Source organism: Apibacter muscae, from assembly GCF_007845595.1.
Taxonomy (GTDB): Bacteria; Bacteroidota; Bacteroidia; order Flavobacteriales; family Weeksellaceae; genus Apibacter; species Apibacter muscae.
Window position 1 is genome coordinate 98,004 of sequence record NZ_SELI01000017.1, and the last position, 15,638, is coordinate 113,641.

Consider the following 15,638-nt stretch of genomic DNA (forward strand, 5'->3'; position numbering starts at 1 on the left):
AAAAAAACGATGAAAAAAATTTTTTTATATATCTTTCTATTACCCATATTAGCATTAACCGTACATTCTTGTAAAAATAGTTTTGATGAAGATGTCTCAGATGTAGCTATTCAAAAAGGACAGGCAGATTTTTCAAGATATGTTGCGTTAGGGAATTCACTAACTTCAGGTTATAGAGATAACGCTTTATATATATCAGGTCAAAAAGAATCATACCCAGTTATGTTAGCCACTCAAATGAAATACGCTGGAGGAGGTGATTTTAAAGTTCCTTATATGAATGATGAATTAGGGGGGATACCCATGGTGAAAGTTGAAAATAAAAAAATATTAGCAGTAGTAAATGGTAGTTTATCTCCAGTTACAGCCCTTGGGAATGCAAGTACAACCTTAAATAATTTATATTCAGAAGGGCCTTTTCAAAATATGGGAGTTCCGGGAGCTAAATCATTTCATTTGATAGTTCCGGGGTATGGAAATCCTAACAAATTACAATCTCAAGAAGCAAATCCATACTTTGTACGTTTTGCATCTTCACCAGAGTCCTCAGTTTTATCTGATGCAATGTTGCAGAATCCAACTTTTTTTTCATTGTGGATAGGAAATAATGATGTATTGGGCTATGCTACCTCTGGAGGGGACGGCACCAATCCAATTACAGATATTTCTACTTTTGATTCTGCTTATAAAACATTAGTACAAACCCTAACTTCAGGAGGTGCTAAAGGAGTAATTGCGAATATACCAGACGTAACCAGTATTCCTTTTTTTACAACTGTTCCATACAACCCATTATCCCCTCAAGCACTTACAGCAAGCGATCCCAAGCAAATAGATAAAATTAATACTTCATATTCACAGCTGAATCAAATTTTTGAGGCTTTAGGCTACCCAGAAAGAAAGATTGTATATTCATCAACACAATCAAATCCAGTATTAATTAAAGATAAATCTATTAAAGATTTAAGTCAACAATTATCAAATGTACTAATATCCAAAGGAATCCCTTCACAGCAAGCAAATTTTTTAGGAAAGTTGTATGGGCAATCTAGACCAGCAAATTCAAAGGATTATTTGTTATTGACAGCAAGCTCAATTCTTGGAAAGCCCAATCAAGAAGCTATAAAAAATGGTGTTCCAGCAGAACAATCCATTAATGGGGTAACATATCCATTGGAAGACCAATGGGTACTAACAGAAGTAGAAGTAAATCTAATAAAACAGGCAACAATCGCATTCAACAATATAATAAAGAATTACGCAGAACAATATAATTTAGCATTTGTAGATGTCAATAAGCTGATGAATGATTTAAGCAAAAAATCAGGGATTACATATGATGGAGTTAACTATACAAGTAAATTTGTTACAGGAGGAGCTTTCTCTTTAGACGGGGTTCACCCTTCAGGTAGAGGATATGCCTTTATTGCTAATGAATTTATAGAGTCTATTAACAAAAAATATTTATCAAATTTACCTAAAGTAAATCCTAATAATTACAAAGGCGTAGACTTTCCTTAGAAATTTATTTGCAATAATTAGTCTATATCTGAAAAAATTATAAATTTGTGTCATTGTTTTTGGGTAAAAATTTTAATAAGCATAAATGAGTCAACCGGTACATATTTTCTCTACCAGAGAAAATGTAACTTTAGCAGAAAAAATATCACAAAGTTATGGAATGCCATTAGGAAAAATGAGCTTTTTTGATTTTAGTGATGGAGAATATCAACCATGTTTAGAAGAATCTGTAAGAGGTTCAAGAGTTTTTATCATAGGATCAACCTTTCCACCTGCAGATAATTTAATGGAAATGTTATTGATGATTGACGCTGCTAAACGAGCTTCTGCTGATAAAATTACAGCAGTGATCCCATATTTTGGTTTGGCTAGGCAAGATAGGAAGGACAAACCTAGAGTACCTATAGGAGCTAAGTTGGTAGCCAATTTACTAAGTGCTGCCGGAGCGACACGTATAATGACCATGGATTTGCATGCAGATCAAATTCAAGGTTTTTTTGAAATACCGGTGGATCATTTATTTGCATCCAACATCTTTGTGAATTATGTACGTTCATTAAATCTAAAAAATTTAACAATAGCATCTCCGGATATGGGAGGAGCTAAAAGAGCGAGAACCTATGCCAGTCATTTAAATGCTGACGTAGTAATCTGTTATAAAGAAAGAAAAAAGGCTAATAATATTGATTATATGATTTTAATTGGAGACGTTAAAGATAGAAACGTTATTCTAATAGATGATATGATTGATACAGCCGGTACTCTAACAAAGGCTGCTGATATTATTATGGAATCCGGCGCACTAAGTGTTAGAGCTATGGCAACTCATCCTATTCTCTCTGGAGGAGCTTACGAACGAATTAATAATTCAAGATTAGAAGAAGTAATTGTCACAGATTCAATACCATTAAAAAATAATTTGGTAGACAAAATAAAAGTCTTATCTTGTGCACCTCTTTTTGGAGAGATAATGAATCTTGTTCATAATAGAGAATCTATAAGTAAAAAATTTTTAATATAAAATATGAAATCAATTACAATTCAAGGGGAAAAAAGAGAAAGCGTAGGTAAAAAGTCATCCCAAGCTCTACGTAATGCTGAAAAAGTTCCTTGTGTTGTTTATGGAGAAAAAGAAGTATTACACTTCTCAGCAGATGAAAAAAGTTTTAAAAACTTAGTTTATACTCCCGAAGCACACACAGTTACTTTAGAAGTTGATGGAAGAAAGATAGATGCAATTTTACAAGATGTGCAATTTCATCCAGTAACTGATAGAATTATACATGCAGATTTTTATGAGTTAAATCCAGACAAGCCTGTATCAATTGAAGTTCCTGTAATTACAACAGGTAGATCTAAAGGTGTTGTTAGAGGAGGGGTACTACGAGTAAACTTAAGAAAATTAAAGGTAAGAGCGATTCCGGTTAATTTGCCAGATGAAATAGTTATAGATGTAACGCCTTTAAATGTTGGTCATAAGTTTGAAGTTGCTAAACTTAAAAATGACAAATTTCAAATCCTACATCCAGACAACACTGTGGTTGTAGCGGTTAAAACTTCACGTACAGTTAAGGCAGGAGCTGATGACGATGATGAAGAAAATGGAGAAGGTTCAGCAAATGAAAATGCTGAAGGAACTAATTAATACAATTGTTAAAAATAAAAAAAGGGTACTTATTTAAGTATCCTTTTTTTATTTAAAATATTGTGATTTGGATTAAACCAAAAATTACTCTTGAATAGCAAATGCTAATATGAATAATTCAAGTCAAGCAGTCAATATTTTAAATTTATCGCTTGGCTACAATAATGAAAAATTATTAATTAATTTACAAGATATATCTATTGAACTAAATAATAGAAGTTATTGTTTTGTTTTCTTATTTCTGGCAAGCATTACAATGGAAAATAAACCCATTACAATCATAATAACCATTTGCAAGCTATGAGAAAGTATAGCATAAGAATATCCTATGTCTTTCCCTTCCGATGCAGATTTATCTAAGCTTAAGAATAAAGCAGAAAAACCAATCATCATAGCACCGTGGTAGGCGCCAATACCCCCAGAAGCAGGTAGTATCATACCTAAAGAGCCGATTGCAAGTAAGTAAAACCCGGTTTGTATAGGAATAAAAGAAGTTTCAGGTAACGCAAATACAATTAAATAAGAAGCAAAAAAGTAGCATACCCATATTCCTATAGTTAAAAGAGTAAATTTAAGTTTTTGTTTTACTTTTACAATTGAAATAAGTCCAGTAAGAATTCCTTTTAATAGGCTTATTATTTTATTTACTACTGATAGCTGTAAAAGCTTTTTTCTTAAAATTAGAATTAAAGAAAATAGTAATAAAGTAGTAAAACCTATAATATATAAAATTGTATAATTGATTTCAATAGGTTTATCATTAGAACTTATGGAGATACTAATGGCAGATAATAAGGATGAATAATTAAAAATGAAAGCTAATAATAAAAAAAGAAGCATAAAAAGAAGATCAATAACCCTTTCTGTTACAATCGTACCAAAAGATTTTGAAAAAGGAACATTTTCAACCGTTTGAAGTGCAGTTGCTCTACCTATTTCTCCCATTCGTGGTATGCCTAAATTTAGGAAGTAACCAAAAGATAAAGTCCATAATGCATTTGAATTATGAATCTTATATCCCATGGGCTCTAATAGTAAATTCCAACGAATTGCTCTAAGAAAATAAGCTCCTAAGCCAAAACAAGCGGCTAAACCAATCCATAGATAGTTTGCCCTTTTAACTACAGATATAGTTTTTTCAACAAAGTTTCCACCTAAACTTTTTGCGACTAATAGCATAAGACCTCCGGCTACAATTATAGATACTAAGACGGTTAGAGTAGTTTTAATCTTTTTATTCATTCTAAATGCAATTATTAAAATCTAATTTTATATTATCAATAAGCCTAACTTCTCCAGCGTAAACAGTTATAAAGGCTCTATAACTTTTATTTGATTCTAATTTTTCAACAGGGATTAGATTTTCCTCTTCAGCAATAATAAAATAATCCAGTTTAAAGATTGAACTATCATACAATTCTTTAATTTCTGAAATAACTTCACTCACAGGTTTACAATTTTCAATAAGTTTTTTTGCTTTAAGTAAAGATTGATAGATGAATGGAGCTTCTTCTTTGAATGAACCCGATAAACGGCTATTCCTGGAACTCAGAGCAAGACCCGAGTCTTCTCTAAAAATTGGCATTCCAATAATTTTTATAGGAAGTTTTTCATCGTAAACAAATTTTCTAATAATTTGAAGTTGTTGAAAATCTTTTTCACCAAAATAGGCTTTAGAAGGTTTAATTTGTAGAAATAAACGTCTAACTATAGTAATCATACCATCAAAATGTCCCGGTCGTGAATGCCCTTCCATGTGTTCCCCTAAAGTTCCAATATTAAAAACATCTAACTCTAAACCCTCTGGGTACATATCTTGATTCGAAGGAATATAAACGGCGTCACATCCAATACTTTCTAATTTTCTAATATCTTCCAGTTCAGTTTTAGGATATTTTTCAAAATCAGATATATCATTAAATTGAGTTGGATTTACATAAATACTAGCGAGCGTGTACTGGTTTTCTTCTATGGATTTTTGAATTAGAGAAAGATGTCCTTGATGTAGAGCCCCCATAGTTGGCACAAAGCCAAGGGTGAGTTGCTTATCATTTATTGAGCTAGAAAAGTCTGATAAATCTTGCTTATTTCTTAATATAACCATAATCTTAAAATTATTTGTTGCAGTAATGCAACTAATCCATATATAATGCAAACATAGCACATATCATTAATTTTTTGTAACTTTGTAACAACTATTACAATCATTTTTTAAAAATAATGAGTTTACAAAGAATACTTCATGTAACTTCCGAATTAGTTCCTTACTTTAATGAAAACCCTATATCTTCTGGTGTGTACAATGCAGCAAAGCAGATGTTTGCACAAGGGAAAGATGTTAGGATTTTTATGCCAAGATTTGGTTTAATAAATGAGAGGAGATATCAACTCCACGAAGTTATTCGACTGTCGGGAATGAATTTAATCATCAACGATTTAGATCAACCATTGGTAATTAAAGTAGCTTCACTTCCTGGAGAAAGAATGCAGGTTTATTTTATTGAGAATCAAGAATACTTTAAAAGAAAATCTGCCTATTCAGATGATTCTAACCAGTGGTTTGAAGACAATGATGAAAGATCCGTTTTCTTTGCTAAAGGAGTTTTAGAAACTATAAAAAAATTAAATTGGATTCCAGATGTAATACATATTCACGGGTGGATGGCAAGTTTCTTACCTATCTATTTAAAGACTAATTATTCCAATGATGCATTTTTTAGTGACATAAAAATTATATCTTCAGTATATAATCATGGACAAGGCGGTGTGTTTAGTGAGAATTTTAAAAATATTCTTGAATATGATAAGATTGATTTGAATGATTTAAAATACTTAAATTCCAATTCTTACGTTAATGTTGTAAAAGAAGCGATGAAATTTTCTGATGTAGTAGTAAAAGGAGAAGAACTTCTATTAAATGAGTTGGAAGAGCTTTACAATGAATTAGAACAATCCAAATTTGATTTTATTCAGAACGAAGACATTCAGGAAGTTTATCGAGAAGCAAATGGAATAAATATTCAACATTAAATATTTTATGAATATACTTAAAAGTAATATAAAGTTATTGATATTAACAGGAATATCAATAACTTTTTTGTTAAGCTGTGAAAATGATTCAACAGATATAGGTGCAGGATTAATACCAGATCAATCTAAAGGTATGAAAACTACAGTTGATTTAGTTGCTTACACCGTGTCTAATAATGATACTATTAGAGCAGATTATTCAACATTAACCAATGGTTTAATTGGTGTGTATGAAGATAATGTCTTTGGAAAATCCAAAGCTTCGTTTAATACTCAGATTAGATTGGCTGCCAATCATGAGATTAAAGGAAATATACAAGAAGTTGATTCAGTGGTTTTAACTATAAATCCTTCCTTTGGAGCTTCTTTAGGAACGGTTTCAAGCGTTTTGAAACCAGGTAATGGAACAGACACGTTAAAATATACTACTAAATATCCTTTAACCTCTTATTTAGGAAGCACAGAAACTCCTATGCCTATTAACGTTAATAGAATTAATACTTTTTTAGAAACTACCTCATCGGCTTTGTATTCTAATAAAGTTGTTAGCGTAGGTGACTTGTTAGGAACTGCCAGCTTAGGTGGGACCCTTACAAGTATTTCAATAAAAACTAGTGGAGGGGCTGTAGTTACAACTGAATCAAAGCCAGGTTATAGAATACGATTGGATCCTACCTACTTTAAAGAAAACTTCTTTAATAAAAAAGGTGCACCAGAGCTAAGTAATGACGATCTCTTCGTGCAATATTTTAAAGGAATAAGAATTTCTCCAGCTGATGATCGTTCACATTTCATGTTTGATTTTTCAAGAAGCACAATGACATTGGTGGCTTATTATAAATACAAAAATACAAATGCTGATAATTTTGTAAATGCTACTTATGAATTTACCATGGGGAATGAGTTTAATTCTGAGCTTGGTGAATATACTTTTGATAATTCAACCGCTAGCTCTCAATTGAAGGAACAACTGCTTAATCCCAACATAACACAAGGAGAATCTAAATTGTTTTTACAAGGAATGGGAGGTCCGTCTGCGATTATTAAATTGGATGAAACACAGATTTCTGCCATTAGAGATTCAGTCTTACATAAAAATTGGGCAATTGTTAATGCTCAGTTAAAATTTAATGTGGCAGAAACTACGGGAACTAAACCCATTTATATTTATGGGTATAATAGTACTAAAAATTCTTTTTTACCAGATATAACTAGTTTTTCAAGTTTATCGGGTTATAATTTCAATCCTCCTTACAATACAGAAATAAATCCAGGCTATTATATTTTAAACATTACCCAATATGTGAAAAGTATTGTAGAAAAAAATGCTAGTAATGACCTTATTAAGGTTGGTATTGGAAATTTTGAAAAAAATTCTTCAGATCAGTATGTTTCATATGTCAAAACAACAAGAGCATATCAGCCCTACCGATTAGTATTTTATGGAAATAATGAAACTGAAGATAAAAAATTAAAATTAGAAATCACTTATACTAAAAAATAAATTTATAATAATTATGTGTGGAATTACAGGATATATTGGAAATAAATTGGCTTATCCCATAGTTATTAATGGATTAAGACGATTAGAATATAGAGGGTACGATAGTGCAGGAATTGTTTTAAATGAAAATAAAAATTTTAAATTATTTAAGACTAAAGGTAAAGTTTCAGATTTAGAAGAAATATGTAAAGGGCTTAAATCCGATGCAACCGTAGGTGTTGGTCATACTAGATGGGCGACCCACGGAGTTCCAAACGATATTAATTCTCATCCTCATTTATCCAACAATGAGAAGATAGTTTTGGTACATAACGGTATAATTGAAAACTATGATACTTTAAAAATAATGCTAACTTCTAAAGGTTATTCCTTTAAAAGTGATACAGATACAGAGGTATTGGTCAATCTTATACAATTTATGCAGGATACCCAAAAAATTGATTTATCAACGGCTGTTCGTCTAGCATTAAATGAAGTTATAGGAGCTTACGCTATAGCAGTCATGGAAGTAGATCATCCGGAGGAAATTGTAGTGGCAAGATTAAGTAGTCCATTAGCCATAGGAATTGGTGAAAATGAGTACTTTATTGCCTCTGATGCATCTCCGTTTATAGAGTTTACGAAAGAAGCCCTTTATTTAGAAGATGGCGAGATGGCTAATATAAGCTTAAAAGGCGTAGATGTTTTTAAAATTAAAGATAACTCAAAAGTAAATCCAATCATTCAAGAACTTAAATTGAGTTTAGAAGAGATCGAAAAGGGAGGCTATGAACATTTTATGCTAAAAGAAATCCATGAACAACCCAAGTCTATTATGGATACTATGAGAGGAAGGTTGTTAGTGGAAGAAGGCATTATTCAAATGGCAGGTATATGGGACTATCAAGAGAAATTTCTAAATGCAGAAAGAATTATTATTATCTCTTGTGGAACTTCTTGGCATGCTGGTTTGGTAGGAGAATATCTTATTGAAGATTTGGCTAGAATACCTGTAGAAGTTGAATATGCTTCAGAATTCAGATATCGAAATCCAATAATTACAGATAAAGATATTGTAATTGCCATATCACAATCAGGAGAAACAGCAGATTCTTTGGCAGCTTTGAAATTAGCCAAAGAAAAAGGAGCCTTTATATACGGCATCTGTAACGTAGTTGATTCTTCAATCGCTCGATTAACAGACGCCGGCTCTTATACCCATGCAGGACCAGAAATAGGTGTAGCATCAACAAAAGCTTTTACTGCACAATTAGCGGTACTTTCTATGATAGCTATAAAGCTAGCGAAGCATAAAGGAACCATTAGTAAAGAAAAATTCAATTCTTTAATAACGGAATTGGACTCAATTCCTGATAAAATTGAGAAACTAATTAAATCTACCGAAGAACAAATCAAGAATATTTCTTTGCAATACGAAAATGTACATAATTTCTTATATTTAGGGAGAGGATATAATTATCCAATCGCTTTAGAAGGAGCTCTAAAATTAAAGGAAATTTCATATATACATGCGGAAGGTTATCCAGCGGCTGAAATGAAACATGGTCCGATAGCTTTAATTGACGAAAATATGCCGGTGGTGGTTATAGCTCCAAGAACGGAACATTACGAAAAAATAGTAAGTAACATTCAAGAAATAAATTCAAGGAAAGGAAAAGTGATAGCAATCGTCACCGAAGGTGATACCCAAGTTAAAAATATGGTTGCTGAAGCAATTGAAATTCCTGATGTTTCAGAATGTTTTTCCCCGATCTTAGCCTCAATTCCACTTCAGTTACTTGCTTATTATATAGCAATTTTGAGAGGGGTTAACGTTGATCAACCTAGAAATTTAGCAAAATCAGTAACAGTTGAATAATTAAAAAAGGTTTAGATTTCTAAACCTTTTTTTATAAGCTATAATTTTCAAGATTAGAGGAACTTAAAGACTAAAAAAAATTATAAAAATCAGTATTTTTGTAATAAGCAAAGATCAAATACAATGAATAAAAAAGTTATATTAATGATATTAGACGGCTGGGGGATAGCCACTGATAAATCTGTTTCAGCCATTGACCAAGCACATACACCATTTATGGATAGTAACTTCCAAAAATATTCCCATACCACATTAGTAACCTATGGATTAGATGTGGGATTACCTAAAGGGCAAATGGGAAATTCTGAGGTTGGACATATGAATTTAGGAGCAGGGAGAGTAGTTTACCAAAACTTAACTAGGATAAACTTAGCTGTTGAAAATAAGACTTTAAATAAAGAAGTAGAATTGCAAAAAGCTTTTGAATATGCAAAAGCCAATAATAAGCCAGTTCATTTTATTGGTTTAGTTTCAGACGGAGGAGTTCATGCGCATATAGATCATTTAAAATCACTAGTGGAAGCTGCCAATAATTCTGAGGTTAAAGAGGTATTTGTTCATGCGTTTACAGATGGAAGAGATTGTGATCCGCATAGTGGAAAAGGATTTATAAAAGAAACTTTAGATTTTTGTAATACTTATAATGCAAAGTTAGCCACAATTGTAGGAAGGTATTATGCAATGGATAGAGATAAGAGGTGGGAAAGATTAAAACTTGCCTATGATGCCATGGTAAATTCTGAAGGAACCCATACGGATGATCCATTACAAGTAATTGAGCAATCGTATAAAGATGGAATTACTGATGAGTTTTTAAAGCCTATTGTAGTCACTGAAAATGATGTTCCTATTGCTAAAATACAAGAGGGTGATGTAGTAATTTGTTTTAACTTTAGAACAGATAGACCTAGAGAAATTGTAGATGTATTGTCTCAACACGATCATCCAGAAGTGGGCACTAAAAAATTAGATCTCTATTTTGTAACAATGACTGAATATGATGAAACTTTCAAAAATATTCACGTAATTTTTAAAGAAGAAACCATTAAAAATACTTTGGGAGAAGTTATTGCCAATGCTTCTTTAAACCAAATAAGAATTGCAGAAACTGAAAAATATCCGCATGTAACATTCTTTTTTTCAGGCGGAGAAGAAAAAGAGTTTGTCAATGAAAAAAGAATTATGGCACAATCTCCTAAAGATGTTCCAACTTATGACTTAAAACCACAAATGGCAGCTTATGATATACGGGATGCAATAATACCTGAATTAAAAAAACAAGAAGTAGATTTTGTGTGCTTAAATTTTGCTAATACCGATATGGTAGGACACACCGGAGTGTTTGAAGCGGCTATTAAAGCAGCAGAAGTGGTGGATGAATGTGCAAAAGATATTTGTGATGTAGCCTTAGATAATGGTTATACAACAATTATTATTGCCGATCATGGAAATTCTGATAAAATGAAAAATGAAGATGGATCTCCAAATACACAGCATACAACAAACTTAGTACCTTTGGTTATAGTAGATAAAGAGCACTACAATTTAAAACCAGGGAAATTAGGCGACGTAGCCCCAACCATTTTAACTCTTATGGGACTTCCAATTCCTAAAGAAATGACTGGAGATATACTTATTCAAAAGAAAAATTAATACTATAATTTTGCAAAAAGACATTAATAAAATTAATGTCTTTTTTTATACTTAATCTTAAATAAAAATCAAGATTAAGATAATCTATGATTGATAAATTAAATATTAAAATTTAATTATTTAGAATTCATTCGTAAAGTGAAGTTTAACAGAAGGATATTTTTCCTGTGTCATGGTAATGCTAAATGCAGAATCTGCTAGAAAAACCAATTGACCAAATTTATCTTTAGCTAAAAATTTTTGTTTCACACGTTTAAATTCTAAAAATTCTTCAGATTTTTGATCTTCACATTCTACCCAGCAGGCTTTATGAATGCTTACCGGTTCATAGCTACATTTAGCTGAATATTCATGTTCTAATCTGTATTGTATAACTTCGTATTGAAGAGCACCTACAGTTCCAATAATTTTACGATTGTTAATTTCTAAGGTAAACAATTGAGCGACACCCTCATCCATTAGCTGGTCAATACCTTTAGCTAATTGTTTTGTTTTCATGGGATCATCATTATTAATGTAGCGGAAATGTTCCGGTGAAAAGGAAGGAATTCCTTTAAAATTAAGTTTTTCGCCTTCGGTTAGTGTATCTCCAATTCTAAAATTGCCCGTATCATGCAATCCCACGATATCCCCAGGAAAACTCTCTTCAATTACCTCTTTTTTATCAGCAAAAAATGCTGCCGGGCTACTAAATTTTAAAGTTTTGTTTTGTCTTACGTGCAGATAATTGGTATTTCTCTTAAATGTTCCTGAAACAATTTTTACAAAGGCTAAGCGGTCTCTATGTTTAGGATCCATGTTAGCATGAATTTTAAATACAAAACCCGTAAAATTATTTTCTTCTGGTTTTACTAAGCGTATATCGCTCATTTTTGGAAGCGGGTTAGGAGCTATATCAATAAAAGCATCCAATAACTCTTGAACTCCAAAATTATTTAAAGCAGAACCAAAAAACACCGGTTGTAAAGTTCCATCTAAATACTCTTGTTTGGAAAATTCTGGATATACAGATGTAATTAATTCCTGATCTGTTCTTAGGTTTTCAGCGGCTTTATCCCCAATTAATTCATTAATAATAGGGTCATTTATATCTTCAATTTCAATACGATCTCCAACTTTTTGTTTTTTCTCTTCCGTAAAGAATTTTAAATTCTTTTCCCACATATTATAGATTCCTTGAAAATCTAAACCCATACCAATGGGCCAAGAAAGAGGAGTAACTCTTAAGTTTAGTTTTTGCTCAACTTCATCCAATAAGTCAAAAGCATCCTTACCTTCTCGGTCCAATTTATTAATGAAAACCAACATAGGAATGTTTCTCATTCTACAAACCTGCACTAATTTTTCAGTTTGCTCTTCTACCCCTTTAGCAACATCAATAACAACGATTACGGAATCAACAGCTGTTAAAGTTCTATAAGTATCTTCTGCAAAATCTTTATGACCAGGAGTGTCTAAAATGTTTATTTTTTTTCCTTTATAATCAAAAGCCAATACAGAAGTAGCTACAGAAATACCTCTTTGTCGTTCAATTTCCATAAAGTCAGAAGCAGCCCCCTTTTTCACTTTATTGCTTTTAACCGCTCCAGCTTCCTGTATAGCACCTCCAAACAATAATAATTTTTCAGTTAAAGTAGTTTTTCCTGCATCTGGATGGGAAATAATTCCGAATGTTTTTCTTTTGTGTATTTCTTTTTCTAAGGTAGTACTCATGGTATCTTACAGCTAAATATCTGCAAATATAAGATATTTAACAGATTTAGATTCTAAGAGAATAAGACGGTTTTATTTTTATAAACCAAAACCTTACGGTTAATATGGTGCTCTATAGCATGCGATAACACAATTTTCTCTAAATCTTGACCCTTTCTCACTAAATCTTGAATACAGTCTTTATGACTGATACGAGTAATATCTTGTTCTATAATAGGTCCCGCATCCAGTTCTTCAGTTACATAATGGCTGGTAGCCCCAATTAGTTTAACGCCACGTTCGAAAGCAGCATGGTAAGGTTTTGCACCAACGAATGCAGGAAGAAAAGAGTGATGTATGTTGATTATTTTATTTGGATAGCTAAGAATAAAGTCATCCGTAAGGATTTGCATATAACGAGCAAGAACAATAAAATCAATCTCTTTTTCTCTCAAAAGCTCTTTTTGCTTTGCTTCTATAGAAGTTTTATTATCTGAATTCATTTTGAAAACATGGTACTCAATACCAAATTTATCTGCTACCCACCTAAGATCTTCATGATTGCTAATAATTATTGGAATCTGTACTTTCCATTCACCCGCCGTATATCGACCTAGAATATCAAATAAACAATGAGACATTTTTGATACACAGATAGCCATTTTCGGAATATAATCATTAAAATATAATTTAAAATTCATGGAAAGTTTATCTCCATAATTTTTTTTAAAATACTCTGAAATTTCATTTCTAGGAATTGAAAAATCCTTCAAATCCCATTCTACTCGCATAAAAAATATTTTATCTTTAGGATCTACATGCTGTTCCAATTCAATTATATTTCCTCCATAGGAACATATAAATTCTGTAACTGATGCGATAAGTCCAGGTCTATCCGGGCAGTGTATAAGTAGAATAGCATTTGAATTCTTCATTTTGTATTAAGAGTTTTTATTAATTGTATGTTATCTTGAATGATTCGAAAAAATTTTCCTTTTATTAAAGATAAGGATTAAATCTAATCATAGGGCAATACAAAATTAATTTTTGACAAAAGCGAAGAAGAATAAATTTTTGTAGAAACCATAAAATATGTATTAAAACTAAGAAAAACTAAAATTTTGGCTAAGAACAGCCCCTAAATTAGAGACTTAAATGTTTTTTTAAATTAAGTTTAATACACGATGAATAAAACTACTAGTAAGTAAAAAAATCAATAGAACGTACAATTAATTATTAAAAAATAAATAAAAAAGGAGAATAAACTTTTATTCTCCTTTTTTATTAAGCTTATATATACTTATAAAATCTTGCGCCTAATAAATTTGGATCATTCTTTTCAATTTTGTCCAATATGTATTCATTACAAGGAGATATAATAGATTTTTTTAATTCTTTTTTATGTAATGCATGATAAGCATCAAGGTCTATGGGTTTAGAGTCTTTAATGGTTTCAAATAATTTTATTTTTTCAGTTTGAGATTTCCATTCACTTTCAACAATACCTTCAAACGCTTTGGATTTTGAACCGCTTCCGTAGGCTAAAAAACCAAATTTTTCTCCTCTGATTTCTGAATTATTTTTAAAATGATAGTAAAGTGTTGACAATAATCCCATAAATATAGATCCTGTATACATATTTCCTATGTCAGAAGAAGCAATTTCTGCGGGGCTAAATTTTTCTTTAACAAGGGTTTTATACTCTGCGCTCTTTCCAATTTCTTTAATTCTTTCATTATAGGCAGTCAAATCTTCCGGTAATGAATCTTTAAGGTTGGAATCTAAGGCATAAATTTCTGAAAACATTCTTCTTCCTTGAAAAGAATAGGGCAAGTGAACAATTATATTTTTCCAAGCATTGTATAAAGAGCCTTCATAATTTAAAAGTTTTTTTAGTTGAAAGTAGGCTCCTTTTAAACGGTTTTGATAGCAACTATTGGAATATTGCCCTTCAAAAACTGGTTGTTCTTTAAATAAATCAATTTCATTTTCCAGTACGCCAAACCATTCTGGATTGTTCTCTTTACCGGTTACTTCTTTTTTATTTAATGACCTTTTCGGTTTAAAGAAATCAAAAACGCCTTGAGTGCTAGTTCCTATATTATTATCAATAGAAATGATTCTGGGATTGCTGGATAACAGTAGAGCTATTGCGCCAGCCCCTTGGGTATATTCTCCGGTTGAATTTAAGTCGTATTTTGCGAAATCCGTACAAATAACAATGGCTTTTTTATTGGGGTTTACCCTTATAAAGTCTAAACAATTATGCAAAGCATCTACCCCTCCAATACATGCGAAAGTGAGATCGACCACATCGCAATGTTCCATCGATCCTGCTCCATAATAATCTTCCAGTAAGGGAAGTAAAAATGAACCAATGGGTTTAGAGGAGTCTATACCGCTTTCAGTTCCAACGTATATTCTAGCTATATCCTCAGGTTTTAAATTCTCTTGAAATATTAGTTTTCTCAATGCATTGGCTGCAAAAACCACAACATCCTGATGAACATCTGGAAAAGACATTTTTAATAACCCTAGTCCTTTTTCAAGTTTTTCAGGTTCTATATTTCTTGCTAACGCTAAATCTTTTATGGGTAAGTATATTTTTGGTATGTCGAAACTTGCTGCATCAATTCCAACTTTTATGGATGTATTCATAGGTAGGATATTTATTATAATCTTACAAAAATAACAAATAATTAAGAGCCTTTAAATAATTGAATTAAGTTTGTTCT

At 31.5% G+C, this 15,638-nt stretch carries 12 protein-coding genes; 7 read left to right on the forward strand and 5 right to left on the reverse strand.

Going from position 1 to position 15,638, the window contains the following annotated elements; genetic code table 11:
* Positions 1–9 precede the first annotated feature (9 nt).
* From ETU10_RS04975 to ETU10_RS04985, 3 genes are all read left to right on the forward strand, one after another.
* Positions 10–1,521, forward strand: a complete 1,512-nt coding sequence (locus ETU10_RS04975; protein ID WP_146310348.1) for an SGNH/GDSL hydrolase family protein — start codon at positions 10–12, stop codon at positions 1,519–1,521.
* 85 nt (positions 1,522–1,606) lie between these two features.
* Positions 1,607–2,542 carry a ribose-phosphate pyrophosphokinase gene (locus ETU10_RS04980; protein ID WP_146262311.1) on the forward strand — a complete coding sequence of 312 codons (936 nt, stop codon included), beginning with the start codon at positions 1,607–1,609 and terminating at the stop codon, positions 2,540–2,542.
* 3 nt (positions 2,543–2,545) lie between these two features.
* Complete coding sequence (locus ETU10_RS04985; protein ID WP_146292714.1) at positions 2,546–3,166, forward strand: 50S ribosomal protein L25/general stress protein Ctc; 621 nt, start codon at positions 2,546–2,548, stop codon at positions 3,164–3,166.
* A gap of 219 nt (positions 3,167–3,385) precedes the next feature.
* On the opposite strand, the gene ETU10_RS04990 is transcribed toward ETU10_RS04985, so the two are convergent.
* Positions 3,386–4,408, reverse strand: coding sequence for a lysylphosphatidylglycerol synthase transmembrane domain-containing protein (locus ETU10_RS04990; protein ID WP_146310350.1), 1,023 nt, complete (start codon positions 4,406–4,408; stop codon positions 3,386–3,388).
* 1 nt (position 4,409) lies between these two features.
* Positions 4,410–5,270 carry a pantoate--beta-alanine ligase gene (panC, locus tag ETU10_RS04995; RefSeq protein ID WP_146310352.1) on the reverse strand — a complete coding sequence of 287 codons (861 nt, stop codon included), beginning with the start codon at positions 5,268–5,270 and terminating at the stop codon, positions 4,410–4,412.
* A 116-nt stretch (positions 5,271–5,386) separates the two neighbouring features.
* Between panC and ETU10_RS05000 the strand changes: the two genes are divergently transcribed.
* The 4 genes from ETU10_RS05000 (at position 5,387) to gpmI (ending at position 11,211) form a co-directional block, all read left to right on the forward strand.
* Positions 5,387–6,196, forward strand: a complete 810-nt coding sequence (locus ETU10_RS05000) for a glycogen/starch synthase (RefSeq protein ID WP_146310354.1) — start codon at positions 5,387–5,389, stop codon at positions 6,194–6,196.
* A gap of 7 nt (positions 6,197–6,203) precedes the next feature.
* The gene (locus ETU10_RS05005; protein WP_146310356.1) at positions 6,204–7,700 is read left to right on the forward strand and encodes a DUF4270 family protein; all 1,497 of its coding nucleotides are present in this window, start codon (positions 6,204–6,206) and stop codon (positions 7,698–7,700) included.
* Positions 7,701–7,713: 13 nt separating this feature from the next.
* Positions 7,714–9,558 carry a glutamine--fructose-6-phosphate transaminase (isomerizing) gene (gene glmS / locus ETU10_RS05010; protein WP_146310358.1) on the forward strand — a complete coding sequence of 615 codons (1,845 nt, stop codon included), beginning with the start codon at positions 7,714–7,716 and terminating at the stop codon, positions 9,556–9,558.
* 123 nt (positions 9,559–9,681) lie between these two features.
* Positions 9,682–11,211: a 2,3-bisphosphoglycerate-independent phosphoglycerate mutase gene (gpmI, locus tag ETU10_RS05015; RefSeq protein WP_146310360.1), complete on the forward strand. Its 1,530-nt coding sequence runs from the start codon at positions 9,682–9,684 to the stop codon at positions 11,209–11,211.
* A 120-nt stretch (positions 11,212–11,331) separates the two neighbouring features.
* On the opposite strand, the gene ETU10_RS05020 is transcribed toward gpmI, so the two are convergent.
* The 3 genes from ETU10_RS05020 to ETU10_RS05030 form a co-directional block, all read right to left on the reverse strand.
* Positions 11,332–12,924: a peptide chain release factor 3 gene (locus ETU10_RS05020; protein ID WP_146262303.1), complete on the reverse strand. Its 1,593-nt coding sequence runs from the start codon at positions 12,922–12,924 to the stop codon at positions 11,332–11,334.
* 53 nt (positions 12,925–12,977) lie between these two features.
* Positions 12,978–13,838, reverse strand: a complete 861-nt coding sequence (purU, locus tag ETU10_RS05025; protein WP_146310362.1) for a formyltetrahydrofolate deformylase — start codon at positions 13,836–13,838, stop codon at positions 12,978–12,980.
* Positions 13,839–14,193: 355 nt separating this feature from the next.
* Positions 14,194–15,549 carry a hydroxymethylglutaryl-CoA synthase family protein gene (locus tag ETU10_RS05030; RefSeq protein WP_146310465.1) on the reverse strand — a complete coding sequence of 452 codons (1,356 nt, stop codon included), beginning with the start codon at positions 15,547–15,549 and terminating at the stop codon, positions 14,194–14,196.
* Positions 15,550–15,638: the final 89 nt, after the last annotated feature.

Coding starts and splice junctions, on each gene's coding strand:
- ETU10_RS04975 (WP_146310348.1), top strand. CDS start 10: ATGAAAAAAATTTTTTTATATATCTTTCTATTACCCATATTAGCATTA.
- ETU10_RS04980 (WP_146262311.1), top strand. CDS start 1,607: ATGAGTCAACCGGTACATATTTTCTCTACCAGAGAAAATGTAACTTTA.
- ETU10_RS04985 (WP_146292714.1), top strand. CDS start 2,546: ATGAAATCAATTACAATTCAAGGGGAAAAAAGAGAAAGCGTAGGTAAA.
- ETU10_RS04990 (WP_146310350.1), bottom strand. CDS start 4,408: ATGAATAAAAAGATTAAAACTACTCTAACCGTCTTAGTATCTATAATT.
- panC (WP_146310352.1), bottom strand. CDS start 5,270: ATGGTTATATTAAGAAATAAGCAAGATTTATCAGACTTTTCTAGCTCA.
- ETU10_RS05000 (WP_146310354.1), top strand. CDS start 5,387: ATGAGTTTACAAAGAATACTTCATGTAACTTCCGAATTAGTTCCTTAC.
- ETU10_RS05005 (WP_146310356.1), top strand. CDS start 6,204: ATGAATATACTTAAAAGTAATATAAAGTTATTGATATTAACAGGAATA.
- glmS (WP_146310358.1), top strand. CDS start 7,714: ATGTGTGGAATTACAGGATATATTGGAAATAAATTGGCTTATCCCATA.
- gpmI (WP_146310360.1), top strand. CDS start 9,682: ATGAATAAAAAAGTTATATTAATGATATTAGACGGCTGGGGGATAGCC.
- ETU10_RS05020 (WP_146262303.1), bottom strand. CDS start 12,924: ATGAGTACTACCTTAGAAAAAGAAATACACAAAAGAAAAACATTCGGA.
- purU (WP_146310362.1), bottom strand. CDS start 13,838: ATGAAGAATTCAAATGCTATTCTACTTATACACTGCCCGGATAGACCT.